Annotated in this window: 22 protein-coding genes; 15 read left to right on the top strand and 7 right to left on the bottom strand. The window is 45.3% G+C overall.

Annotated elements, in window-relative coordinates; all coding sequences use genetic code 11:
• Nucleotides 1-223: 223 nt before the first annotated feature.
• Nucleotides 224-2,563 (bottom strand): ferrous iron transport protein B, encoded by a 2,340-nt coding sequence (feoB, locus tag ACZMB2_RS11150; protein WP_487596809.1) that lies wholly within the window; start codon nt 2,561-2,563, stop codon nt 224-226.
• Between the two features lie 501 nt (nt 2,564-3,064).
• On the opposite strand from feoB, the gene pduB reads away from it, so the two are divergent.
• Together pduB and ACZMB2_RS11140 are read left to right on the top strand one after the other, a co-directional pair.
• A complete protein-coding gene (pduB, locus tag ACZMB2_RS11145) occupies nt 3,065-3,796 on the top strand; it encodes a microcompartment protein PduB (RefSeq protein WP_308459714.1) in 732 nt (243 codons plus the stop codon).
• 190 nt (nt 3,797-3,986) lie between these two features.
• Nucleotides 3,987-4,580, top strand: a complete 594-nt coding sequence (locus ACZMB2_RS11140; RefSeq protein ID WP_487596808.1) for a 50S ribosomal protein L25 — start codon at nt 3,987-3,989, stop codon at nt 4,578-4,580.
• 63 nt (nt 4,581-4,643) lie between these two features.
• Here ACZMB2_RS11140 and ACZMB2_RS11135 read toward each other — a convergent pair whose 3' ends face one another.
• Nucleotides 4,644-5,126 carry a DUF2798 domain-containing protein gene (locus tag ACZMB2_RS11135; RefSeq protein ID WP_487596807.1) on the bottom strand — a complete coding sequence of 161 codons (483 nt, stop codon included), beginning with the start codon at nt 5,124-5,126 and terminating at the stop codon, nt 4,644-4,646.
• A 309-nt stretch (nt 5,127-5,435) separates the two neighbouring features.
• Here ACZMB2_RS11135 and ACZMB2_RS11130 point away from each other — a divergent pair, with 309 nt between their 5' ends.
• From ACZMB2_RS11130 to ACZMB2_RS11110, 5 genes are all read left to right on the top strand, one after another.
• Nucleotides 5,436-6,110, top strand: a complete 675-nt coding sequence (locus ACZMB2_RS11130; RefSeq protein WP_487596806.1) for a Crp/Fnr family transcriptional regulator — start codon at nt 5,436-5,438, stop codon at nt 6,108-6,110.
• 90 nt (nt 6,111-6,200) lie between these two features.
• Entirely contained in the window at nt 6,201-7,043 is an 843-nt protein-coding gene (locus ACZMB2_RS11125; protein ID WP_487596805.1) for a MurR/RpiR family transcriptional regulator, read from the top strand.
• A gap of 248 nt (nt 7,044-7,291) precedes the next feature.
• The gene (locus ACZMB2_RS11120) at nt 7,292-8,218 is read left to right on the top strand and encodes an NAD(P)-dependent oxidoreductase (RefSeq protein ID WP_487596804.1); all 927 of its coding nucleotides are present in this window, start codon (nt 7,292-7,294) and stop codon (nt 8,216-8,218) included.
• Nucleotides 8,219-8,242: 24 nt separating this feature from the next.
• Nucleotides 8,243-9,244: a hydroxymethylglutaryl-CoA lyase-like TIM-barrel protein gene (locus ACZMB2_RS11115; RefSeq protein ID WP_487596803.1), complete on the top strand. Its 1,002-nt coding sequence runs from the start codon at nt 8,243-8,245 to the stop codon at nt 9,242-9,244.
• 23 nt (nt 9,245-9,267) lie between these two features.
• The gene (locus ACZMB2_RS11110) at nt 9,268-10,617 is read left to right on the top strand and encodes a sodium/glutamate symporter family protein (protein ID WP_487596802.1); all 1,350 of its coding nucleotides are present in this window, start codon (nt 9,268-9,270) and stop codon (nt 10,615-10,617) included.
• 63 nt (nt 10,618-10,680) lie between these two features.
• On the opposite strand, the gene trxA is transcribed toward ACZMB2_RS11110, so the two are convergent.
• Nucleotides 10,681-11,028 carry a thioredoxin gene (gene trxA / locus ACZMB2_RS11105; RefSeq protein ID WP_487596817.1) on the bottom strand — a complete coding sequence of 116 codons (348 nt, stop codon included), beginning with the start codon at nt 11,026-11,028 and terminating at the stop codon, nt 10,681-10,683.
• A gap of 105 nt (nt 11,029-11,133) precedes the next feature.
• Here trxA and trxB point away from each other — a divergent pair, with 105 nt between their 5' ends.
• Nucleotides 11,134-12,042, top strand: coding sequence for a thioredoxin-disulfide reductase (gene trxB, locus ACZMB2_RS11100; protein WP_487596801.1), 909 nt, complete (start codon nt 11,134-11,136; stop codon nt 12,040-12,042).
• 146 nt (nt 12,043-12,188) lie between these two features.
• Entirely contained in the window at nt 12,189-12,698 is a 510-nt protein-coding gene (locus ACZMB2_RS11095) for a CarD family transcriptional regulator (protein WP_487596800.1), read from the top strand.
• 107 nt (nt 12,699-12,805) lie between these two features.
• On the opposite strand, the gene ACZMB2_RS11090 is transcribed toward ACZMB2_RS11095, so the two are convergent.
• From ACZMB2_RS11090 to malQ, 4 genes are read right to left on the bottom strand one after another with little or no spacing between them, the layout of a single operon-like run.
• A complete protein-coding gene (locus ACZMB2_RS11090; protein WP_487596799.1) occupies nt 12,806-14,161 on the bottom strand; it encodes a UDP-N-acetylmuramoyl-tripeptide--D-alanyl-D-alanine ligase in 1,356 nt (451 codons plus the stop codon).
• A 3-nt stretch (nt 14,162-14,164) separates the two neighbouring features.
• A complete protein-coding gene (locus ACZMB2_RS11085; RefSeq protein WP_487596798.1) occupies nt 14,165-15,226 on the bottom strand; it encodes a D-alanine--D-alanine ligase family protein in 1,062 nt (353 codons plus the stop codon).
• Between the two features lie 2 nt (nt 15,227-15,228).
• Entirely contained in the window at nt 15,229-15,960 is a 732-nt protein-coding gene (locus tag ACZMB2_RS11080; protein WP_487596797.1) for a lysophospholipid acyltransferase family protein, read from the bottom strand.
• A 25-nt stretch (nt 15,961-15,985) separates the two neighbouring features.
• A complete protein-coding gene (gene malQ, locus ACZMB2_RS11075) occupies nt 15,986-17,512 on the bottom strand; it encodes a 4-alpha-glucanotransferase (protein ID WP_487596796.1) in 1,527 nt (508 codons plus the stop codon).
• A 113-nt stretch (nt 17,513-17,625) separates the two neighbouring features.
• Between malQ and ACZMB2_RS11070 the strand changes: the two genes are divergently transcribed.
• The 6 genes from ACZMB2_RS11070 (at nt 17,626) to ACZMB2_RS11045 (ending at nt 21,785) form a co-directional block, all read left to right on the top strand.
• A complete protein-coding gene (locus ACZMB2_RS11070; RefSeq protein WP_487596795.1) occupies nt 17,626-18,024 on the top strand; it encodes a protease complex subunit PrcB family protein in 399 nt (132 codons plus the stop codon).
• Between the two features lie 19 nt (nt 18,025-18,043).
• Nucleotides 18,044-19,630, top strand: a complete 1,587-nt coding sequence (locus ACZMB2_RS11065; RefSeq protein WP_487596794.1) for a DUF3794 and LysM peptidoglycan-binding domain-containing protein — start codon at nt 18,044-18,046, stop codon at nt 19,628-19,630.
• Between the two features lie 37 nt (nt 19,631-19,667).
• Nucleotides 19,668-20,549 carry a 4-(cytidine 5'-diphospho)-2-C-methyl-D-erythritol kinase gene (gene ispE / locus ACZMB2_RS11060; protein WP_487596793.1) on the top strand — a complete coding sequence of 294 codons (882 nt, stop codon included), beginning with the start codon at nt 19,668-19,670 and terminating at the stop codon, nt 20,547-20,549.
• Nucleotides 20,550-20,629: 80 nt separating this feature from the next.
• Nucleotides 20,630-20,836, top strand: a complete 207-nt coding sequence (locus tag ACZMB2_RS11055; RefSeq protein WP_487596792.1) for a hypothetical protein — start codon at nt 20,630-20,632, stop codon at nt 20,834-20,836.
• 39 nt (nt 20,837-20,875) lie between these two features.
• Nucleotides 20,876-21,355, top strand: a complete 480-nt coding sequence (locus tag ACZMB2_RS11050; RefSeq protein ID WP_487596791.1) for a YwiB family protein — start codon at nt 20,876-20,878, stop codon at nt 21,353-21,355.
• Entirely contained in the window at nt 21,339-21,785 is a 447-nt protein-coding gene (locus ACZMB2_RS11045; protein ID WP_487596790.1) for a hypothetical protein, read from the top strand. Before ACZMB2_RS11050 ends, ACZMB2_RS11045 begins: the two co-directional genes overlap by 17 nt.
• The last annotated feature ends 48 nt before the right edge of the window (nt 21,786-21,833 follow it).

The following is a 21,833-nucleotide window of genomic DNA, read 5'->3' as shown; positions in this document are numbered from 1 at the left end:
CAGCAAAGAAAAAAGCCGGTATTACGCAACTTATAAAATTTCGTATGGAAATATATTTCTTCATTCTTTCATTTCCTTTTCTTTCTATATTATGTATGTCAATGGCTTATCGTAAATTAACATTATAAACAAAAGGTAAATGAAAGCAAGGAAGTTTTTTGGAAAACCAATGGGAAAGTTTGAAATTGTGACAGAATTTCGGAAGTTGTAAAAAGGAGCCGGATTAAATCCAGCTCCCTATCAGATAAACAAGAAATGCAGCAATCCATGCGATTGCGCATTGGATGATGACAACACCAACTGCCCATTTTCCGCCAAGTTCTCTTTTAATAGAAGCGATGGCTGCCACGCAGGGCGTATAGAGCAGGCAGAAGACCAGAAGACTTGCAGCCGACAGCGGTGTAATGCCGGAAGTCAGGGTCGCCGTGCTGCCAAACAGAATGGACAGGGTGGAAACCACACTTTCTTTTGCGAGAAATCCGGTGATCAGTGCTGTAGAGATCCGCCAGTCAGCCAGTCCCATGGGTGCAAACAAAGGAGCAATCACACCTGCCACCATGGCAAGGATACTGTCTCTGGAATCAGAAACCATATTCAAGTGAAGGTTGAAACTCTGAAGGAACCAGATCACCATAGTTGCCAGGAAGATAACGGTAAATGCACGCTGCAGAAAATCCTTTGCTTTGTCCCACAGGAGATGTCCGACATTTTTTGCTCCAGGAAGTCGATAATTGGGAAGCTCCATCACAAAGGGAACGGCTTCGCCACTGAACATAGTGTGTCCCATGAGCAGTGCCATGAGAATTCCCATAAGAATTCCGCCAAAATACAGGGCGATCATGACAAGAGCTCCATGTTTAGGGAAAAAGGCAGCGGCAAAGAATGCATAAATAGGAAGCTTTGCTGAGCAGCTCATAAACGGCGTGAGCAGGATGGTCATTTTACGGTCGCGTTCGGAGGGGAGGGTCCTGCTTGCCATAACACCGGGAACCGTGCAGCCAAAACCGATGAGCATAGGAACAATGCTTCGTCCTGACAGACCGATCTTTCTGAGCAGCTTGTCCATGACAAAGGCAACCCGCGCCATGTAGCCACTGTCTTCCAGAAGTGACAGGAAGAAAAACAGAGTGACAATGATGGGAAGAAAACTCAAAACACTTCCTACACCATTGAAAATTCCGTCAATGACCAGAGAATGCAGTGCCTGGTTCACATTCCAGGATGTCATAAGACCATCGACCAGATTTCCGAGAGATGTAATTCCCAGATCCAGCAGATCAGACAGGAAGGCACCGATCACGCCGAAAGTCAGGAAAAATACCAGTCCCATGATGCCGATGAAGCAGGGAATAGCAGTATATTTACCGGTAAGTATTTTATCAATCGCAACGCTTCGAAGATGTTCTTTACTCTCTTTTGGCTTGATGACGGTCTCATCACAGATTTTCTGAATAAAATCAAAGCGCATATGAGCAATGGCAGCAGCACGATCCAGTCCCCGTTCATTTTCCATTTGTACAATAATATGTTCCAGCATTTCTTTTTCGTTCTGGTCCAGATGAAGACTGTCGAGAATCAGGGAATCACCTTCTGCCAGTTTGGAAGCGGCAAAACGAACCGGGATACCTGCTTCTGCAGCATGATCTTCGATCAGATGCATAATGGCATGGAGACAACGGTGAACAGCACCCCCATCGTCATTGGCGTCACAGTAATCAATTTCGGTTGGTTTCTCCTGATATTTTGCCACGTGAAGAGCATGAGAGATCAGTTCATCAATCCCTTCGTTTTTGGCAGCGGAGATAGGGACGACCGGAATACCAAGCATCTCTTCCATTTGATTGACATGGATGGAGCCTCCGTTTTCCCGGACTTCATCCATCATGTTCAGTGCAAGAACCATAGGAATATCCAGTTCCATGAGCTGCATGGTCAGATACAGGTTCCGCTCAATATTGGTGGCATCTACGATGTTGATAATTCCTTTTGGATGCTCGTTCAGCACAAAGTTTCTGGTGACGATCTCTTCACTGGTATAAGGTGACATGGAATAAATGCCCGGAAGATCAGTGACCAGTGTATTTGCTTTGCCGCGAATAGCACCGTCTTTTCGGTCTACGGTCACACCAGGAAAATTTCCTACGTGCTGATTGGAACCGGTCAGCTGATTGAATAATGTAGTTTTTCCGCAGTTCTGATTACCGGCCAGTGCAAAGGTGAGGGGCGCATCATCCGGAAGAGGATGTTCTGTTTCCTTTTGATGATATTTTCCACCTTCACCAAGACCGGGATGAGGAATATTTTCACGGTTACGTGTGACTGTTTCCTCACTGGTATCCCGAATATTTTCAATTTCTATTTTTTCAGCATCTGCAAGACGCAGAGTCAGTTCATAACTGTGAATACGAAGCTCCATAGGATCACCCATGGGGGCGTATTTTACCATAGTTACATCACCTTTGGGAATCAGTCCCATGTCCAGAAAATGCTGGCGAAGTGCACCTTCACCGCCCACAGACCGGATGGTGGCTGTCTTTCCAATTGGTAAGTCTCGTAAAGTCATGTCTTTTGTCCTTTCTGATGTACTTTTCTTATTGATAAATTTTATCTTTTTGTGCTGGGATGTCAATAGATGACAGAAGAAAAAAATAGAGAATATAGTATAGGTTGAAAGTTGTACTGTTTGTGGGCTTGACAAAAGTATGACAAATAGTAAAATTAACGAAAACAAAGCGTTTTTATGAGAGATAGGATTTTGAAAATCAGTGATAATATATAAAGGTGCTGAATAAAGGTGAGAAATATCGACAGTACAATACACCATGAAGACCGACAATGTAGAGGCTGTTCGTGAGCAGGCAAAATATGAAGTTGGTATTGAAAAATTCCTGGCCCATTTCACTTGAAAAAGCTTGTTGTGAAGAATAAAAACAGGAACTGGTGAGCATTTGTTTTTATATAGACCCACAAGTGCACCTGCGTGTTTGGAAAGTTTGTGTTCGGGCTTGCGACAGAAAATAAGCTTTCACAAAAGAAGTACTTATGATAAGATGATAAAAGAATCATTGCAGTCAGTAAAACGGAGAATTGTGAACAAATGAAACAGAATACCATGCCGGAGTTTGTGGGAACTACCGTGCTTGACACCATTGGACTTGTCATTGCCAGTGTAGACCCGGAGCTCCGGAAGAAAATGAAAATAAAAGAGAATTACCGCAGTGTGGGAATCATCAGTTCCAGAACCGGTGCAGCCGGTCAGATCACGGCGGTAGACGATGCGGTAAAAGAGACGAACACAGAAGTGCTTTCCATTATGTTGCCCAGAGATACCAAAGGCTGGGGCGGACATGGAAACTACATTGTGATCGGCGCAGAGACCGTGGCAGATGCCAGAAGAGCGGTGGAGATTGCACTGGAAAAGACGAAGCGTAATGCCGGGGAGATCTATGTCAGCGATGCCGGACATCTGGAATTTGCCTATTCCCCACGGGCGGATCAGGCACTTGGTTTTGCCTTCGACATTCCCAGAGGAAAAGCCTTTGGATTTGTTTGCGGATCTCCGGCAGCGATCGGTTTTGTCATGGCGGATCTGGCGGTGAAAGCAGCCGATGTGGACATCGTAAAATATATGACGCCGGATGAGGGGACCAGTCATACCAATGAAGTGATCGTGGCATTAAGCGGCGAGACCAGCGCGGTAAAGACTGCAGTCATGACGGCAAGAGCAGCCGGACTTTCCTTGCTCGGAGAGATGGAAGGGGAAGTAAGAGGACTGGGAGAGTCGTATATTAAATAAGTGACTGAGTTACATTTCCTGCCCTTTTACAAGTATTTTTAAAAGAAACCATGCCCGATTTTTTCCATGTTTGTGCAGTATTTTCTGCCATAAGTGTTATAATGCACTTGTAACAAATAAAAGACCTGCTCAACAGACACAAATTAAAAAATGCCTTGCTAACAGATCAGTTTTTTGGAGGAATAGATAAATGGATACTTTAAAAGCTGAAAAAAGAAGCATGGAGACAAAAGCAAAAAGACTGAGAAGAGAAGGATATGTCACCGGTAATGTATTCGGACATGACATTGAAGGTTCTATCCCCGTTAAGATTGCAAAAAATGATGCAGAAAACATACTGAAGAAAAAGAAAAAAGGCAGCCAGATCATGCTGGATGTAGAGGGTACTCAGTATGATGTGCTGATCAAGGAAGTTGATTTTGATACATTGAAGAGACAGCCGATCGAGATGGATTTTCAGGCACTGGTCAAAGGTGAAAAAGTTCACTCCGTTGCAGAAGTCGTTCTTGTAAATCATGAGAAAGTTGCTGGCGGTGTTGTAGAACAGAAACTGGAAGAGATCGCATATAAGGCATTGCCGGAAGCACTGGTTGAGACCGTTGAAGTTGACTTAAGCGGATTAAAACCGGGTGATGTGGTAAAAGTAAAAGATCTTGCTATCGCGGCAGATAAAGATGTTGTTCTTGCTACCGATCCGGACGCAGTTGTTGTAACGGTAGCCGTTCCGCATAATGCTCCGATTCCGGAAGCTGAAGATGCAGATGAAGAAGCTGCTGAAAAATAATGGAATAGAATGTAGGAAAGCTCCGCAGACCGAAAGGTTTGCGGAGCTTTTTTCTGCACAAATTTATGCCAGCACTTTTCCTTCCGGAAATGCGCTGCGGAATACTTTGCGTACAAAAGGTCCGGCAACAATGAGCTGGAACGGCAGTGCCATAATCAGGTTTTTCGGAATGTTGGTGATCCATACCGGAAGCAGCAGGGACCACATACCGGATTTTACACAGGTTTCCAGACTTCCGTAAAAGGACATGACGATGACCATAGGAATCACCATACAGCAGGAAACAGCAATGGCTTTCTTAAGCGGATCACTGTCCGGTTTAACAAAAAAACGGAATGCGACACTTTTAGCCAGATGTGATACGACAAACCAGTCAAAGCACATGGCGTAAATGTAGGCGAAGGGGAATCCGAGCCATCCTTCTTTCAGGACAGTCATGGAAAAACCGCCCATGTGCAGGGTGACATTGTACATGCTCATCCATAAAACCATGGTGAAGCACATGATAATCGTAAAAATAAGACTTTCTCGTTTGTTCTGTGGCATAATATAAATTCTCCTTTTCTTCATTTGAACAGCAAAACTGGCAACAAAAAAGCAGCGGAAGAGGGCAAACTCGTTGCGATCTCCACTGCCGTGTGCAATCTCACTGCGTTTTTTCGATTACGATATAGTTTCAATACAGTTGCTTATTGTACCAGAAAATAATGGCCTTCGTAATAGTGCAGAATAGGAGAAAATTTCAAGCTGTATGTCGGATCTTTTGTGCAGACGGCTCATGATTGCAGATGCTGGACAGTTTTGCAAAGGCGCGTGTATAATAAAAGAAATGAGGCAGAAGAGGAGATGACAGGCATGAAAGACCAGCAGGGATGGAAAGCAGCAAAGCAGGAACTTGCATTTGTAAACAAACTGACAGAAGAAGAAAATCAGTTTCTGGAAGATAATGTGGCAGAGGTATCCTACCGGAAGGGGTTCAATATTTACAGTATGGACTGCGACTGCCCGGGAGTGCTGCTCATCAAAAGTGGCTGGGTGCGTGTCTATATGTTGTCCCGTGATGGGCGGGAAATTACCCTGTACCGCATGGGCCCTGGAGAAGTCTGCGTGATTTCTGCAGCCTGCTGTCTGGGCGGTATGACTTTTGAAGCACATATTGATGCGGAGACGGACATGGAAGCATGGCTGATTCCGTCCAGTGCCTATCGCCGCCTGAAAGAACAGAATATCTATGTAGAGAACTTTACCTATGAGAAAACCGTGGAGAAATTCCGGGATGTCATGTGGGTCATGGAGCAGATATTGTTTATGAGTCTGGAAGAACGGATTGCTATTTTCCTGATGGATGAGACCGAGCGAAGAGAATCACGGGAATTGAAGGTTACTCAGGAACAGATTGCCCGTTACATCGGAAGCGCCAGAGAGGCAGTTTCCAGAGTTCTGAAAGAATTCCAGAAGGATGGAATTATAGAACAATCCCGCGGAATTCTTCGTGTACTGGATATGAAAAAACTCCGCGGGAAGATATAGTGAAGCCGCAGCCAGTTCGCAAACTCTGTTCTGGACTTTCCTCTTTGTACATGCTAAGATTTTGTATATAATATCCTGGAGGCAAAGCCCATGACAAACATTCTTGCAGAACGAATCAAAAATGCCAATCTGACAAAGACGCAGAAAAAAATTGCAGATTACTTTATCAGTAACCAAGAACGAATCGGCAGTTTATCGTCCATTGAAGCAGCACAGGAGATTGGTGTCAGTGACGCGTCCATTATTCGTTTTTCAAGGGCAATTGGTTTTGATGGATTTGCAGACCTGAAAGACAATATTTATGATATGCTGGTGCAAAATGCTGTTTCAGGATTGTCATTGTCCGAGCGTGTGAAAAAGAACAGTGAAACTTACAAAAACGGAAATGTTCCTGAACAATTCCAAAATATTATGCATCAGAATCTTGTCTCTGTCTTCCGAAATAACAGTCCGGAAAGTTTTGAAAAGCTGGCCCAGACAATTGTGCATGCAAGAAATCGTTATGTAATTGGCCTGCGCGGCTGCCGGGGAACTGCACTGAATTTCGGACGGTTATTAACTTTCATGCTTCCCAATGTTCATTGCCTGATTGACGGAGAATGTGCCTCCATTAATCTGCTGCAGGATATTGGAGAGGGTGATGTTCTCGTTATGTTTGTATTGACTCGATATTATAAAATTGATATCGAGTGCCTAGAACTGGCAAAAAAGAAAGGTGCTACCATCTGTATCATCCAAAATGAGCTGACTGGTCCTCTGAATAAGTATGCTGATTTACTCTTTGTGGCCTCTACGATTGGTATGGGATTTTTCAATTCTACAATGAGTATGCAGATGATTGCCGAATATACTCTCACGTTGATTGGGCATCGTGTTGATTATAAAGAGCGCCTGGAACAGAAAGATTATATCACCAGAGAGCAGCGTCTTTAAACTTCTTAACATAGAATAGCAATTTTTAACAAGATCTAAATGTTGTATACACTTCAATTTAGATCTTGTTTTTTGTTAACTTTGTATCAATTTATCAATATTTTCTTAAATAAAATCCATTTTTGTATAACATGCATAAAATTCGCTTTTTATATTTTGTAGTAATAACTACTACATTTATATTTACAAGTAGTATTCACTGCATTTATAATAGAATCATAAAACAAAGAACAACAAGGAGGGAAAAAATGACAGTCTTTCTTTCTGAACACATTCATCCTGATGCAAGAAAAGCGTTGGAAGCAGTCTGTACAGTAGTTGACAATTTCGATCACCCGGATGAAATTGATGCGATTATTCTGCGAACCTTCCCCGTGGATGCTGCTATCATGGATCGATGCAAAAACCTGAAGGTCATTGGAAAACATGGAGTCGGATGTAATACCATTGATCTGGAGGCGGCAAAAGCGCGCGGTATTATGGTTTTGAACACTCCGAGGGCCAATACCAATTCTGTTGCCGAATTGATTGTGGGGTTGATTCTGGATATTTCCAGAAACATTACACTTGCTCATGAAAAGAGCCGAGATGGAAAAATTCTCAAAGTTGCACCTGCAGAAATGACGGGAATGGAAGTCAGCGGTAAAACACTTGGCTTGGTCGGAACTGGAAATATTGCCCGGCGGGCCGCTGAAATTCTGAAAAATGGATTTGGTGTGAACGTAGTTGGTTACGATCCTTTTGTAACAAAAGAATCAATGGAAGCAATGGGTTTTCAAAAATACGATACCGTAAAAGAACTGATCGCAGCTTCTGATATTGTTAATGTCAGCGTTCCTTTGACTCCGGCAACAAAAGATCTCATTTCCGGGGATACTTTTGACTATTTCCGGAAAAATGCAGTACTTGTCAATGCAGCCAGAGGCGGAATTGTCAATGAAACAGACCTCTACCATGCATTAAAAGAGGAAAAATTAAGGGCAGCTGCCTGTGATGCATTTGTAACAGAACCACCATCTGCAGCAAATACCAATCTGTATGAGCTGGAAAATTTCATTGGAACTCCTCACATTGGCGCCTGTGCAGAAGAAGCACTTTGCCGCATGGGAGACGAAGTAGTCCATGAAGTAATCCGTGTATTAAATGGTGAGGAACCTGCTCATCGAGTTGTGTAACCGATCAAAAAAGGAGTAAAATAAATGAAATTAATGGATTGTACACTCCGCGACGGAGGTAATGTTGTTGGAAAAGGATTTGATGCAGAACTTACAAAAATGATGATGGAAGGTCTGATTGCCAGTAATATCACTTTAATTGAAATGGGAAATTGTCTGGGAATTGGGGCTTATGAAGCAGCAAACTCCATTGCACCCTGTACGGATGAAGAATATTTAAAATTGGTACAGCCCTATCTTAACAAAGCCGAAATCGGCATGTTCATGGGTTGGAAAAATGGAACCGATAAAAACGTTGGACTTGCCAAAGAATATGGTCTTCATTTTCTTCGGGTTGGTGCCAATGCAGGTGATGGAAAATCAGCCATGGATGCAGTTAAAAAGGTGAAAGCAGCTGGTCTTACCTGTCGCTATTCTCTTATGAAGGCTTATGTATTATCAGCAGAGGAGCTTGCGGAAGAAGCAGCCATGCTGGAAGCCTGTGGACTTGATGAAATTACGATTATGGATTCGGCTGGAACTATGATGCCTCATGAAGTAGAAGCTTATGTAAAGGCCATGACTGCAAAAGTACATATTCCGGTTGCTTTCCATGGACACAACAATCTGGGACTTTCCGTTGCCAATGCATTAGCTGCTCAGGAAGCCGGTGCATCTGTCTTTGACTGTGGACTTCTTGGCATGGCAAGAAGTGCCGGAAACTGCGCAACGGAACTGGCCGCAGCTGCGTTCCAGCGAAAAGGTCTTCTTGAGGATGTTGATCTTCTGAAACTATTAGAATTTGAAGATATGCAGTTAATTCCGGCTATGGACAAACATCACTATCATGTTGCGGTAAAGCCTTTTGATTTAATTCTCGGTCTTGCAGGCGCACACTCCAGTTTTACAGCCGCTTTTACGGAAACTGCACAGGAAAAAGGGGTTAATTTGTATCAACTAATTCTTGAAGTTTCAAAAATAAACCAGAAAAATCCGGACAAAGCGCTGATGAATCAGGTTGCTGACCAGCTGCTTTCTCAGAATTAGATTTTTACATATGGAGGGTAATTATGGATACAGGTGTGGCTTTTGGAAAAGTTTTTGCAACTGCTGTGGATGATCTTGGCTTACTTATGATTTTCCTTCTGGTCGGTGTGTTAGCGCTCAGAGTCTGTAAACCACTGAAGAAGTTATATTTGCCGGCTGGTCTGATCGGAGGCGCTGTTGCTCTGATCATGGGACCTCAGGTTCTTGGAATTATTGAGATTCCTTCTACCTGGAGCGGTATGGCAACTCCTATGATCAATATCGTGTTGACGACCACCATTTTTGGCACAGCCATTAACCGGGATAAACTGAAAAAATATGCAGGTGCCATAGATCTTGTATTTTTAACATATTTTGCACAGATGCTGGTAGGAACAGCGGTTGGCATCGGGCTTAGCCAGATCTGGAAAAATATGCCTTATGCCTGGGGTATGATGGCTATCTATACTTATTGGGGTGGTCACGGGGCAGCTACCACAGCAGGAACACTGTTTGAAGAGATGGGCAACTCCGGAATGTTAAGTCTTGGTATTATCATGGCAACTTTGGGACTCATCATTGCCATGGTAGCCGGTATGGTTTGGGTAAATATTGGCGTACGTCGTGGATGGGCCGGATTTATTGATAAAAGTACGGATAACAAAGAGGATGCACCGATTCTTCTCACTGGTGATCAGAGAAAACCTATTGGATTTACCACCATCTCTTCCGATGTAGTAAACAGCCTTGCTTTTCAGCTGGCGTTGGTTCTCCTGTGCATGTTTGTAGGTAAAGTTTTATTTACCACTCTTGCAAAGGTACCGATCGCACCGTTTGCATTGGTAATGTCTAAAATCCCGGCGCTGCTTTACGGTATTGTAGGTGCTTTTATTGTATGGTTTATTCTCAGAAAAACTCATACAGATGGTTATGCAGATGTAAAAACGATTAAAAACATTGGCGGTGTTGCGCTGGAAATCTGTGTTTGTTCTGCAACTGCAACCCTGGATCTGGAACTGTTCGCTTCTTATCTGGCTCCGATCCTGCTCCATATGGTATGCATCATTCTGCTCATGTGCTTTATCTGCATGTTCCTGCTCAGACGCTGGCTGAAAAAAGACTGGTTTGAGTTGGCTCTGATGGCATTTGGTCAGGGACACGGATCTACACCCAGTGGACTTGCTCTTGCACGCTGCGTAGATCCTAACTCCAAATCCTATGCATGGGAAGCATTTGGAATGGCAATTGGTGTGGCTACTCCGTTTACCTCACTCTTTGCAGCAGTCCTCCCGGCGGTTGCCATGCAGTCGCAATGGATTATCGTTGGCCTTGGTGCTATTGTAACTGTTGTATGCTTATTGTTTGGAGAATTTGTAATTCGAAGACAAAGCTAAAATTCCTCTTTCATAAAAAACTCCGCAGACCGGAAGGTTTGCGGAGTTTTTTATGAGTGTTTTTTATTTTAATAAATCCAGCAGTTCTTCCTTGCTAAGCAGTCCAATAGACTTTTTTGCAACTTCACCATCTTTGATAACGATAAACATAGGGATGCTGGCAATGTGGAAACGCTGCATCAGTTCCACCTGCTCATCGACGTTGACCTTTCCGACTTTCAAGGTGTCGGCGTTTTCTTCTGCAATCTCTTCCACAATCGGGCTGACTGCGGCACAGGGTCCGCACCAGGATGCCCAGAAGTCCAGAAGCACCGGTTTGTCGGATAAAAGAACTTCCTGCTCAAAATTATCTTTTGTTATCTGTATTGTACTCATGGTTGTACCCCTTTCTCTTAAATTCTTTTGTCTTATAATCCCTATTATACTGGAAAAATATGTTTTATCTGTGACAAAGTCACATAAGTATTCCTTTGCCTGGGGTATACTGATAGAAAAGAAATGAAAGGAAGATACATCATGTATGATATTATCATTGTCGGTGCGGGAACGGCCGGGCTGACGGCAGCTATTTATGGAGTGCGCGCCGGAAAAAGCGTGCTGGTGCTGGAAGCAAAGACTTATGGCGGTCAGATTATCAATACACCGAAAATAGAGAATTACCCAGGAATCAAGGAAATTTCCGGTTTTGAATATGCAAAAAATCTGTATGAGCAGGCAAAGGATCTGGGAGCGGAGATCCGCTTTGAACAGGTCACCGCTATTGAAACGGCAGAATCCGGGAAGCTGGTAAAGACAACGAAAGATTCCTATGAATGCCGCAGTGTGATTCTGGCGACGGGAGCAAAGAATCGCCCCCTTTCCCTGCCGCGGGAGCAGGAACTCATCGGAGCGGGAGTGTCTTACTGCGCTACCTGCGATGGCATGTTTTTCCGGGGAAGAGGGGTAGCAGTGGTCGGTGGCGGCAACACCGCACTGGAAGATGCGGCATTTCTTGCCAATTACTGCAGCAAAGTGTATGTGATTCACCGGAGATCGGAATTTCGCGGGGAAGAGAAGCTGGTGCAGTCCCTGAAACAAAAGAAAAATGTGGAGTTCGTTCTGAACAGTAAAGTGACGGCATTAAATGGAACCGATTCTCTGGAGTCTCTTATCGTACAAAATGTAGAGACAAAAGAGGAGCAGACGATCCCGGTATCCGGCGTCTTTGTGGCTATCGGCCAGATGCCTCAGAATGAAAAATTTGCCGGAATGGTGGAACTGGATGCACATGGTTACGTGAAAGCTGGAGAAAATTGTCACACAAATGTGAAAGGAATTTTTGTGGCAGGGGATTGCCGTACAAAGGAAGTGCGTCAGCTGGCGACGGCTGCTGCAGATGGCGCAGTAGCGGCACTTGCAGCATGTGCATATCTGAATCAACAGTAATTTTTATAGGAAAAAGTAATAAAAAGTGCAGCTCCTCGGTAGGTAAAAATGCCGAAATTTTCTCTTTTTCAAAAAAATACTTACTAATTTGCGGAAAAATTGGTAATATTAATGTATATTGGTAAAAAAGGAAAGGAGGAAGGCTGATGTTTCAGAAAGGGGAATATATTGTCTATGGACAGCATGGAATTTGTCTGGTAGAGGATATTACCCATCTTAATATGTCAGAAGCAGATGAGAAGAAACTGTACTATGTGTTGGTACCTGTAGGAACAAGGGGAAGCAGAATCTATTATCCGGCGGATCGCGAAAATAGGAATGCCAGATACCTGATGACAAAGGAGGAAGCATTATGCCTTCTGGAAGAATTTCCTACAATTGAGAAGATACAGATTGGAATCGAAAAATTGCGGGAAGATACCTATAAGAAAGCTCTTTATTCCGGCAACCAGAAAATATGGGCATCACTTTTGAAAACATTGTATGAACGCAAACAGGATCGATTGAAAACGGGTAAGAGAATTGCATCAGTGGACGAGCGTTATCAGAAAATGGTAGAAGAGTCACTGTGTGGGGAACTGGCTTTTGTGCTGGGAAAGACCAAGCAGGAGTTGAAGGAGATGCTTACATCCCAGATTCCGTGTGCGATTGTCTGAAAAGTAAAACAGAATAGGAAGAGAACTGGAACTGATGAAAAACAGATTTGATGTTGGATCTGCTTTTCATCAGTTCTTTTTGTTGGCAGTGCAGCAGTCACTTCGGTTTATTTCAACGCCTCCACGATCTTCGTAAATCCCATGGAATGGGACGCTTTTACAAGAACGGCATCGCCGGATTTTAAGATCTGATCGGTTTCTTTTAAGAAGCTGTCCACATCTGCAAAATGCAGGCATCTGGTCTGCGGAGCAGATTTTTTTGCTGCTTCGTGAAGAGCGGTGCTCAAAGTTCCGATAGTCACAAGAATATCCACATGCAGATTTTTCAGATGCTCGCCCACGGAAGCATGAAGTGAGTCGGACTGGGGACCGAGTTCTCCCATGTCACCAAGAATGGCTACTTTTCGGGAGTGGGTGTCATCCAGCACGTTCAGGGATTCCATCATGGAAGCTGGGTTTGCGTTGTAGCAGTCATCAAGCAGTGTGTAATGTTCGGTATGAAGAATATTGCTGCGGCCGGGCAGTGGCTTCAGGCTCTCGATGCCGGAACGGATTTCGTCGATGGAAAGACCTAAGGACAATCCGATGCAGGTGCCAGCCATGGCATTGTAGACCATGTGGGTGCCGGGCAGGGGAATGACTGCTTCAAAGGAGTTTTTTGCGTCTGTGTGAATCCGGCAGCGGACACCGTCGAATCCCAGCTTTTCCACAGAATCCGCCCATACATCGCGGGACGGGTCCATACCGAAAGTACGGGCAATGTCTTTTAACGTAATCAGTTTATCATCGTCCCCGTTGACGAATGCTTTTACATCGTCAGCAGCATAATCAAACATCTCACATTTCGCTTTTAAAATACCGTCTCTGGAACCAAGAAATTCCAGATGGGCAACGCCGATGTTGGTGAAGAGACAGTGGGTCGGACGCACCATTTTGCTTAGGCGGTGCATCTCGCCGTAATGGTTCATCCCCATCTCGACGACTGCCACCTCATGTTCTTCTCCGATACGGAAAATGGTCAGCGGCACACCAAGTTCATTGTTAAAATTCCCCTGGGTTTTCAGAACATGATATTTCTGACTTAAAATGGAAGCTATCATCTCCTTGGTGCTGGTCTTTCCTACACTTCCGGTAATACCGATAACCGGAATGTCAAGTGTCTGGCGGTAGCTTTCAGCGGCCGCCTTCAGGGCTTGCTGGGTATCTTCCACCAGAAGATAAGGGCCTGCTGGATCGGTCAGCTCCTGCTGGCTTAAGGCACAGGCAGCCCCTTTGGCATAGACGTCCGGAATGAATTTGTGACCATCGACACGTTCTCCGGGAATGGCGACAAAGAGAGTGCCTTTCGTGATCCTGCGGCTGTCGGTCTCCACACCGGAAAGCTCCTGGTCGAGCGCTTCTTCCGGTCCAAAATAACGTGCATGACATGCATCTTTAAACTGTCTGACAGTAAAATGTTTCATGGGTTAGTTCCTTTCCGTATTCGCGTATTTCTTCGTGGAAACATTCAGAATCCACTCACAGAGCTGCGGGAAAGAGTAACCAATCGCCTGTGCTTCCTGGGGCATCAGACTGGTAGGGGTCATGCCGGGAAGGGTATTGACCTCCAGGGCATAGTCTTCACCGGTACGGTCATCCAGCATGAAGTCCACACGGGCATATCCTTCGATTCCTACGGAAGCACAGGCTGCTTCTGCGTGACGCTGCATGCGGACAGCGGTCTCTTCCGGAAGTTTCGCCGGGCAGGTCTCGATGGTGCTGCCGGGCTGGTATTTATTTTTATAATCATAAAAGCCGCTGATCGGTGCGATCTCAATGATCGGGAGTGCTTCCCCTTCGATAACGGCAATGGAAAATTCACGGCCGATAATGCAGCGCTCGATAATGGCCTGATCTTCAAAGGTAAAGGCTTCATCCAGTGCTTTCTCCAGTTCGGAGGCATCATTTACACGGTAAACACCTACGGAAGAACCGCCGCAGCAGGTCTTGACCATGCAGGGATAACCGACGCTTTCCGGAAGACGGAATGGTTTTCCTTTCTGAACAGTGATACCGGGAGGTGTCGGAACATTCCGTCCCCGGAACATCTGCTTGGTAATGTTTTTATCCATGCAGAGGGCACTGCTGGTGTACCCGGTCCCGGTATAGTGAATGCCCATCAGATCGAAGAGGGCCTGAATCTTGCCGTCCTCTCCGTTCTCTCCGTGAAGAGCCAGAAATACCATATCACTCAGTTCGCAGAGTTTCAGGACATTTGGTCCCAGAAGACTTCTGTAATCAGGGCGGAGCGCTTTTACATGGGCGATATCCGGGGCATCCTCCGCAATGGCACCAACAGAAGCGGCCCAGTCGCGATCATCTGTGAACAGATGATCTAATGGTTCTTTTTCTTCCGGCAGACCCAGAAATAAGTCCACCAGAACCACATCGTGTCCGTTTCCTTTTAATGCTTCATAAATATTTCTTCCACTGCAGAGAGATACATCACGTTCGGTACTGATGCCTCCTGCAAGAACTACGATTTTCATAATCAATCCTCCTGTTTATGCTGATCCAGCATTTCCTGAATTTTATGCTGGGCATAGGACCCGAGAAACTTCTGATCTTCTTTGGAAAGTTCCTTCGGGTAAATGGGTGCACCGTATTCTACGATGACATGGGCAGGTCTGATATAAGGAAGATGTGCTTCCCAGATCTGCGCGGAATTGGTGATGGCAATAGGAATGATGGGACATCCGGTTTTGGACGCCATCTTCATGCTGCCTTCTTTGAACGGAATCATGTTTCCGTCCTTACTTCTGGTGCCTTCCGGGAAAATACAGATAGAGATTCCCTTCTTAATATATTCAATACCAGTCAGAATGGTTTTTAATCCTTCCTTGACGTTGGAACGATCCAGGAAAAGACAATAAAGCCGTTTCATCCAGTCGCGCAGGAGTGGTACTTTGAGCATCTCAGCCTTTGCCACATATCCGGTCAGATCCGGACACATGGAATAGGTGAGCAGAATATCAAAATAGCTGCAGTGATTTCCGACATAGAGAACAGCCTGATCTTTTGGCACATTTTCATGACCGATATAGGTAATATCGGAACCGGTGATCCACAGCATGAGTTTGAAGGCTGCCTGTACCATACGAAGGCTGCTGATATCTCTTGCGCGTGGATTGAATTTACCAATCACCCATTCGATCAGAAGAACCGGAATGCCGATGATCAGGTAAAGGATCAGAATTGTTGCTATTAAAATTAAACGTATCATATAAAACTCCTTAAAACGGTGCGCATCAACCGAAACGGCCGAACAGTTCGGTCATCTGGCGAAGTCCTTTTGCCATGCCTTCGTTCAGAAGTCCGGCGCGGAAGCGGTACTCCCAGTTGCCGGCTGCGGTACCAGGGGTGTTCATGCGGTGTTCACTTCCCTGATTCAAAAGATCCTGTACCGGGAAAATGGCATATCTTGCAATGGTACCCAGGCAGACGCGGATGAAATCCCAGCTGATGCTGGAAGCGTCCGTATTCATATAACGGCGCACTTTGTCCTGATTCTGATGGGCTGTATGCTGATACCAGCCAAGGGTTGTATCATTGTCATGGGTTCCGGTATAGCAGATACAGTTCCGGGTGTCAAGCTGATGGGGAAGGAAAGAACTCTCTCCAAGTCCATCAAAACCAAACTGCAGAACCTTCATGCCCGGATAACCGAGAGAATCTCGCAGCTTTTCTACTTCCGGTGTAATAATGCCAAGATCTTCTGCAAAAATCGGGAGTTCTTCGCCTAATGCTTTTTCAATGGCACGGAACAGTTCCTCGCCAGGACCTTTCTTCCATTTACCGTTCATAGCAGTCTTCTCGCCTGCCGGAACTGCCCAGTAAGCTTCAAATCCGCGGAAATGGTCGATGCGGACATAATCTACCTGATCCAGTTGGTGGCGGACGCGTTCAATCCACCAGCGATAGCCGTCCTTTTTATGTGCTTTCCAGTCATAGAGGGGGTTACCCCACAGCTGTCCCTCAGCAGCAAAATAGTCTGGCGGAACTCCGGCTACTTCCAACGGATGGCCCTTGGTATCCAGGCAGAACATACTTTTATTTGCCCAGACATCAGCGCTGTCCGGGGAGGTGAAGATCGGAATATCACCGATGATGGCAATTCCTTTTTCATTTGCATAATCCTTCAGTGCATACCACTGACTGAAGAAGCAGAACTGTACGAAGCAGTAATAGTCGACTTCTGTTTCCAGAAGCTTAAGCCAGGCAGCGCGCTCTGCAGGTGTCGGATCCAGGAGGCTGTCTTCCCACTCATACCAGGGCAGATTCTCATGATAATCTTTTCCTGCCATATAGAGACAGTAGTCTTCCAGCCAGAACTTATTATTTTTCTGAAAGGAATCATATTCCTCCAGCAGATTCTTATCTGAGGTGTGGCGGAAGTTCTGATAGGCTTTCCGAAACAGTCCGGTCTTATACTCCGTGACTTTGGTGTATTCTACTTTGTCCGGATTGAATTCCGGAATCGGTTCCAGATCCTCTCTGGTAAGAAGTTTTTTCTCAATCAGCAGATCCGGACTGATGAGAAGGGGCTGTCCTGCAAAGACGGAAAAACTCTGATAAGGAGAGTTTCCATTGCCACAAGGGCCAAGGGGCAGAACCTGCCAGAGATGCTGACCTGCCATGTGCAGAAAGTCAATGAAGTTGTATGCTTCCTTCCCCATATCACCGACCCCATAAGAAGATGGGAAGGAAGTCGGATGAGCGAGGACTCCGCTGTAGCGGTGATTGGTTTTGTCATCTTCAGCTATTTTAAAGTGCATAATAAATTCCCCCATGTTTTCATTCATAACCTTCATTATACTTTACCTGGTCTGGTCTGAAAAGTCTTTTTTCGTCATAAGATAGAACAAATGGCAGGAAGAAGTGCGGGTTTATGAGAAAATGGTGCCTGATTATTCTGGCAGTGCTGCTGCTCGCGGGGTGCGGTGTGGAAACGCAGGACGAGGAACGCCTGCAGGATCTGGATTTTACGGTGATGGATCTGGAAAAAGTGCCGGAAGAATTAAGAAATGTACTGGAAGAGAAGAAGAGCAAGTCTTTTAAAGTAACTTATGAAGATGAAGGGTATCTTTACATCTGTGTAGGATATGGAGAACAGAAAACCAGCGGTTACAGCATTTCTGTCAAGGATCTGTATCTGACAAAAAACGCGATCTATGTGGATACAGAACTGGTGGGTCCCGGAAGCCAGGAACAGACGGCAGAAGCGGTGACCTGCCCTTATATAGTACTAAAATTAGAGTATCTTGACAAATCTGTGGTATTCGAATAAGAAAGGAAAGAGATAAGATATGGAGCTGGAGAGGTCATTTATCAATCTAAACAGACAAAAGGGAACAGCACTCAGTCAGATTACATTGGAAGAAGATCTGAATGTACCGGATCAGAAAGCGGATATTTTTAAAATTATTCACGGACAGGGCGAATTCTGTCCAGATGAAATCAAAGGAGAAACCGGGAAAATAAAAGTGAGAGGCGTTTTTGTGTACAGGATCTTATATATTGGTGAAGATCAAAACCGGATGCCGGAAGTGCTGGAGGGAAGCATTCCTGTAGATGAGACTGTTTTTCTGAACGAACTGGAAGAGGGAGATGTTCTGGATTTTCATTGGAAGCAGGAGGATCTTCATATATCAGAAATTCATTCCAGAAAAGCAAATATTAAAGTAATTTTGTCCATGCAAGGGGAGGCATACCGTGAGCAGCCGGTTCCGCTGGTGTCAGAAGTGACAGAGTCAGAGGATCTGCTCATGCGAAGGAGTCCGGTGCAGCTGCAGCAGGAAATCATACATAAAAAGGATACCATCCGGGTGCGGGAAGATATGAATCTGCCACCCGGAAAGCCGAATGTCCAAAGAATTCTCTGGAAAGAAATTCGTCTGCAGGGAGCGGAAACCAGACTGGAAGATGGAAGAATCCAGGTGAAGGGAGAACTGATGGTATTCTTCCTGTATGAGAGTGAGGAGGAAGGTCGGCTTCAATGGCTGGAGCAGAGTATTCCATTCCGAAATGATGTGGAATGTGAACTGAGCAGAACTGGCTTGTCCGGCATGACGGAAGTGACGCTGCTCAAGGGAGAAGCGGAGCTGCAGGCAGACTATGACGGTGAACCAAGAACGATACGGATTGATGTGGTACTGGAACTTCTTATGAGGTATTTTGAGGACAGTACCTGTGATGTGCTGCAGGATGCATATAGTCTGTCAAAGGAAATTACACCGATCCGAAAGGAATATCAGTGGGATCATATACTGCAGGTGTCCGATTCCAGAGCACGGGTATCGGCCCGTCCGACCATTGGAGAGGCAGATCCTGACATGATGCAGATTCTCTGCGTGGGAGGGCAGGTACACAGCGACTATACGGAAGTGTCTGCTCAGGGATTAAAGATGCAGGGAAATGTGGAACTGTGGGTGCTCTATGCCACGGAAGATGATGCACAACCCTTTGCCTGCAGTACCTATAGTATCCCATATGAGCATACAGCGGAACTTCGGGAAACGTCAGAGGGCAGATGGCAGCTTCGAATGAGCATGGACCAGCTGACGGTGAGCATGATATCAGCCAGAGAACTGGAAGTAAAAGCAATGCTGCAGGTGCAGGTACTGCTCGGTAAGCAGGAGACATTGGGACTGGTGGAAGATCTGGAAGAGGCGCCGCTTGATATGGAACGGCTCAGAAGCCTTCCGGGGATAGTCGTTCATGTGGTGCAGCCTGAAGAAACCTTGTGGGAAATTTCCAAAATGCATTCCACCACCTGCCAGGCGGTGATGGAGTTAAACGGACTGAAGGAAGAAAATGTGAAACCTGGTGTCCGTCTTCTGCTGGTCAAGAAAATGGCGGAAAAAACAATTGTATCTGCCTCTAAAATAGATTAAAATAAAACCAAATGCGAAAAGAAATAAGGAGACACACATGAAAGACAGAATACAGCTGAAGGCGCTGGCGAAAATCAATCTGGGGCTGGATGTACTGCGCAGAAGAGAGGATGGTTATCACGAGGTAAAGATGATTATGCAGACCATTGGACTGCATGATGATCTGGAAATCCGCAGAACAAAGATACCGGGGATCCAGGTGAAGACCAACCTTTATTATCTGCCGACCAACGAAAATAATCTGGTTTACAAGGCAGCAAAGCTTCTGATGGATGAATTTGACATTCAGGATGGCGTGTCGATTCAACTGAAAAAACGGATCCCCGTGGCAGCAGGTATGGCGGGTGGAAGTTCCGACGGAGCAGCTGTTCTCTGGGGAATCAACCAGATGTATGGCCTGGGGCTGTCCCGCCAGGAACTGATGGACCGGGGTGTGAAACTGGGAGCGGATGTTCCTTATTGTATTCAGCGGGGAACTGCATTGGCAGAAGGAATCGGAGAAAAATTAAGTGTCCTTCCGTCCATGCCGAAATGTACGATTCTCATTGCAAAACCTGGTATCAGCGTGTCCACCAAATTTGTCTATGAGAATCTGCATGCGAATGATTTGAGGCCGGAGCAGCATCCGGATGTGGACAGTATGATCGAGGCCATGAAGCAGAAGGATCTGAAGCTTTTGTGCGAGCGTATGGGAAATGTGCTGGAGACGGTGACGATTCCGAATTATCCGGTGATCCGTCAGATCAAGGAGCGTATGATGGAACATGAAGCAGTCGGTGCCATGATGAGCGGAAGCGGTCCGACCGTATTCGGTATTTTCGACAGTCCGGCAAAAGCACGACAGGCGCAGAAAGATCTGAAAGCCAGCGGGCTTGCAAAGCAGTTGTACATCACAACACCTTATAATGTAAAACGCTAGGGGATGGACCTTTTGGTCCATCTTTTTGTATAAGAAGAAATATGCCTGTCCATACTTCAACGGAAAGGAGCGGACAGACCATGAGAAAATTATTTGCGATATTGGTGCTTTTGCTGGCATTAGGGATTGGAAGTATGCAGTGCCTGGAATGTGCAGGTGCATCCCTTCCGGTAACGGAGAGCGTGTCCTGGTGGACGATATTTTATGAACGGCCAAATCCGAACCGTCTTCCGGTGAAGGTGAATTTCCGACTGGCGAAAGGACTTCACTACTCGTTGGAAAGATGATAGAATAAGTAAAATAATGACAGATGGGGGAAGATGTATTTGACAAAAGAAGTAACCGTAACCATCTCTGGCCTGCAGCTGGCAGACGGAGAGCAGGATAATATCGAAATGGTACATTTGGGAGAATACCATGAGAAGGATGGAGTACATTATCTGTTCTTTGATGAGATGCTGGAAGGACATGATAAGCCGGTCAGAAATATGCTGAAACTGAATGAACGGAGTGTTTCCATCAGAAAGAGAGGACCGGTAACGGCAGAGATGGTATTTGAGGAAGGCACAACCAGTGAAACTGCCTATAACGTGCCCTTTGGTTCTTTTATGGTGGCAACGCGTACGACCGGGGTTCGTCTTGGAGTGGAAGAGGAAAAGATTGAGATGACGGCATCTTATGAACTTTGTATCAATGGAGAGCATTGTTCAGACTGTGACATTCGAATCAGTGTGGAGCCAAGAACAGCATTTCGTTTACAGAAGGAAGAACAGAAAGGAAATGAAACCGATGACAAAGAAAGATAACAGAAAACCCGGAAAGAAGCCGGTTCAGAAACACAGTCCTGCAAAAGTACCAAAGGCACCGAAAGGTCCGCAGATGCCGAAAGAATGGCTGTATCTGGCAGAAGATGAGATTACACCGGCTCAGATTTATGGGCTTTTCGCAGAGGAGAAGAGCTGGAAGGCAGAATACTGGGAAGAAGCGGAAGTAGTGGAGATTGAACTTCCGGAGGCAGGCTCCGTGGATATGGAGAACCTTGGCGGTGCTTCAGAAGATGAAGCCATGGAAGCTTATATGAAAGATCGCAGTCTTCATACAGCCTATGCTGTGACGATTCGCCCGGATGATTTTGAAGAGGCAAAAAAGGTAATGGAATATATCAGCAGCCATCTGGGTGGTTATTTCTGCGGGGATACGGATGATTTTCAGCCGGAGATCCAGGCAGAAGGATAATTTTTATGAAAAACAATTGACATATATAGATTGTCGATATACTATATA

This window comes from Hominiventricola sp., from assembly GCF_057604405.1.
Note: the sequence above shows the minus strand (reverse complement) of the source record. Positions and strands in the feature narration are given on the sequence as shown.

Excerpts from the sequence above, each read along its gene's own strand:
- feoB (WP_487596809.1), bottom strand. The coding sequence starts at position 2,563 with ATGACTTTACGAGACTTACCAATTGGAAAGACAGCCACCATCCGGTCT.
- ACZMB2_RS11140 (WP_487596808.1), top strand. The coding sequence starts at position 3,987 with ATGGATACTTTAAAAGCTGAAAAAAGAAGCATGGAGACAAAAGCAAAA.
- ACZMB2_RS11135 (WP_487596807.1), bottom strand. The coding sequence starts at position 5,126 with ATGCCACAGAACAAACGAGAAAGTCTTATTTTTACGATTATCATGTGC.
- ACZMB2_RS11130 (WP_487596806.1), top strand. The coding sequence starts at position 5,436 with ATGAAAGACCAGCAGGGATGGAAAGCAGCAAAGCAGGAACTTGCATTT.
- ACZMB2_RS11125 (WP_487596805.1), top strand. The coding sequence starts at position 6,201 with ATGACAAACATTCTTGCAGAACGAATCAAAAATGCCAATCTGACAAAG.
- ACZMB2_RS11120 (WP_487596804.1), top strand. The coding sequence starts at position 7,292 with ATGACAGTCTTTCTTTCTGAACACATTCATCCTGATGCAAGAAAAGCG.
- ACZMB2_RS11115 (WP_487596803.1), top strand. The coding sequence starts at position 8,243 with ATGAAATTAATGGATTGTACACTCCGCGACGGAGGTAATGTTGTTGGA.
- ACZMB2_RS11110 (WP_487596802.1), top strand. The coding sequence starts at position 9,268 with ATGGATACAGGTGTGGCTTTTGGAAAAGTTTTTGCAACTGCTGTGGAT.
- trxB (WP_487596801.1), top strand. The coding sequence starts at position 11,134 with ATGTATGATATTATCATTGTCGGTGCGGGAACGGCCGGGCTGACGGCA.
- ACZMB2_RS11095 (WP_487596800.1), top strand. The coding sequence starts at position 12,189 with ATGTTTCAGAAAGGGGAATATATTGTCTATGGACAGCATGGAATTTGT.
- ACZMB2_RS11090 (WP_487596799.1), bottom strand. The coding sequence starts at position 14,161 with ATGAAACATTTTACTGTCAGACAGTTTAAAGATGCATGTCATGCACGT.
- ACZMB2_RS11085 (WP_487596798.1), bottom strand. The coding sequence starts at position 15,226 with ATGAAAATCGTAGTTCTTGCAGGAGGCATCAGTACCGAACGTGATGTA.
- ACZMB2_RS11080 (WP_487596797.1), bottom strand. The coding sequence starts at position 15,960 with ATGATACGTTTAATTTTAATAGCAACAATTCTGATCCTTTACCTGATC.
- malQ (WP_487596796.1), bottom strand. The coding sequence starts at position 17,512 with ATGCACTTTAAAATAGCTGAAGATGACAAAACCAATCACCGCTACAGC.
- ACZMB2_RS11070 (WP_487596795.1), top strand. The coding sequence starts at position 17,626 with ATGAGAAAATGGTGCCTGATTATTCTGGCAGTGCTGCTGCTCGCGGGG.
- ACZMB2_RS11065 (WP_487596794.1), top strand. The coding sequence starts at position 18,044 with ATGGAGCTGGAGAGGTCATTTATCAATCTAAACAGACAAAAGGGAACA.
- ispE (WP_487596793.1), top strand. The coding sequence starts at position 19,668 with ATGAAAGACAGAATACAGCTGAAGGCGCTGGCGAAAATCAATCTGGGG.
- ACZMB2_RS11055 (WP_487596792.1), top strand. The coding sequence starts at position 20,630 with ATGAGAAAATTATTTGCGATATTGGTGCTTTTGCTGGCATTAGGGATT.
- ACZMB2_RS11045 (WP_487596790.1), top strand. The coding sequence starts at position 21,339 with ATGACAAAGAAAGATAACAGAAAACCCGGAAAGAAGCCGGTTCAGAAA.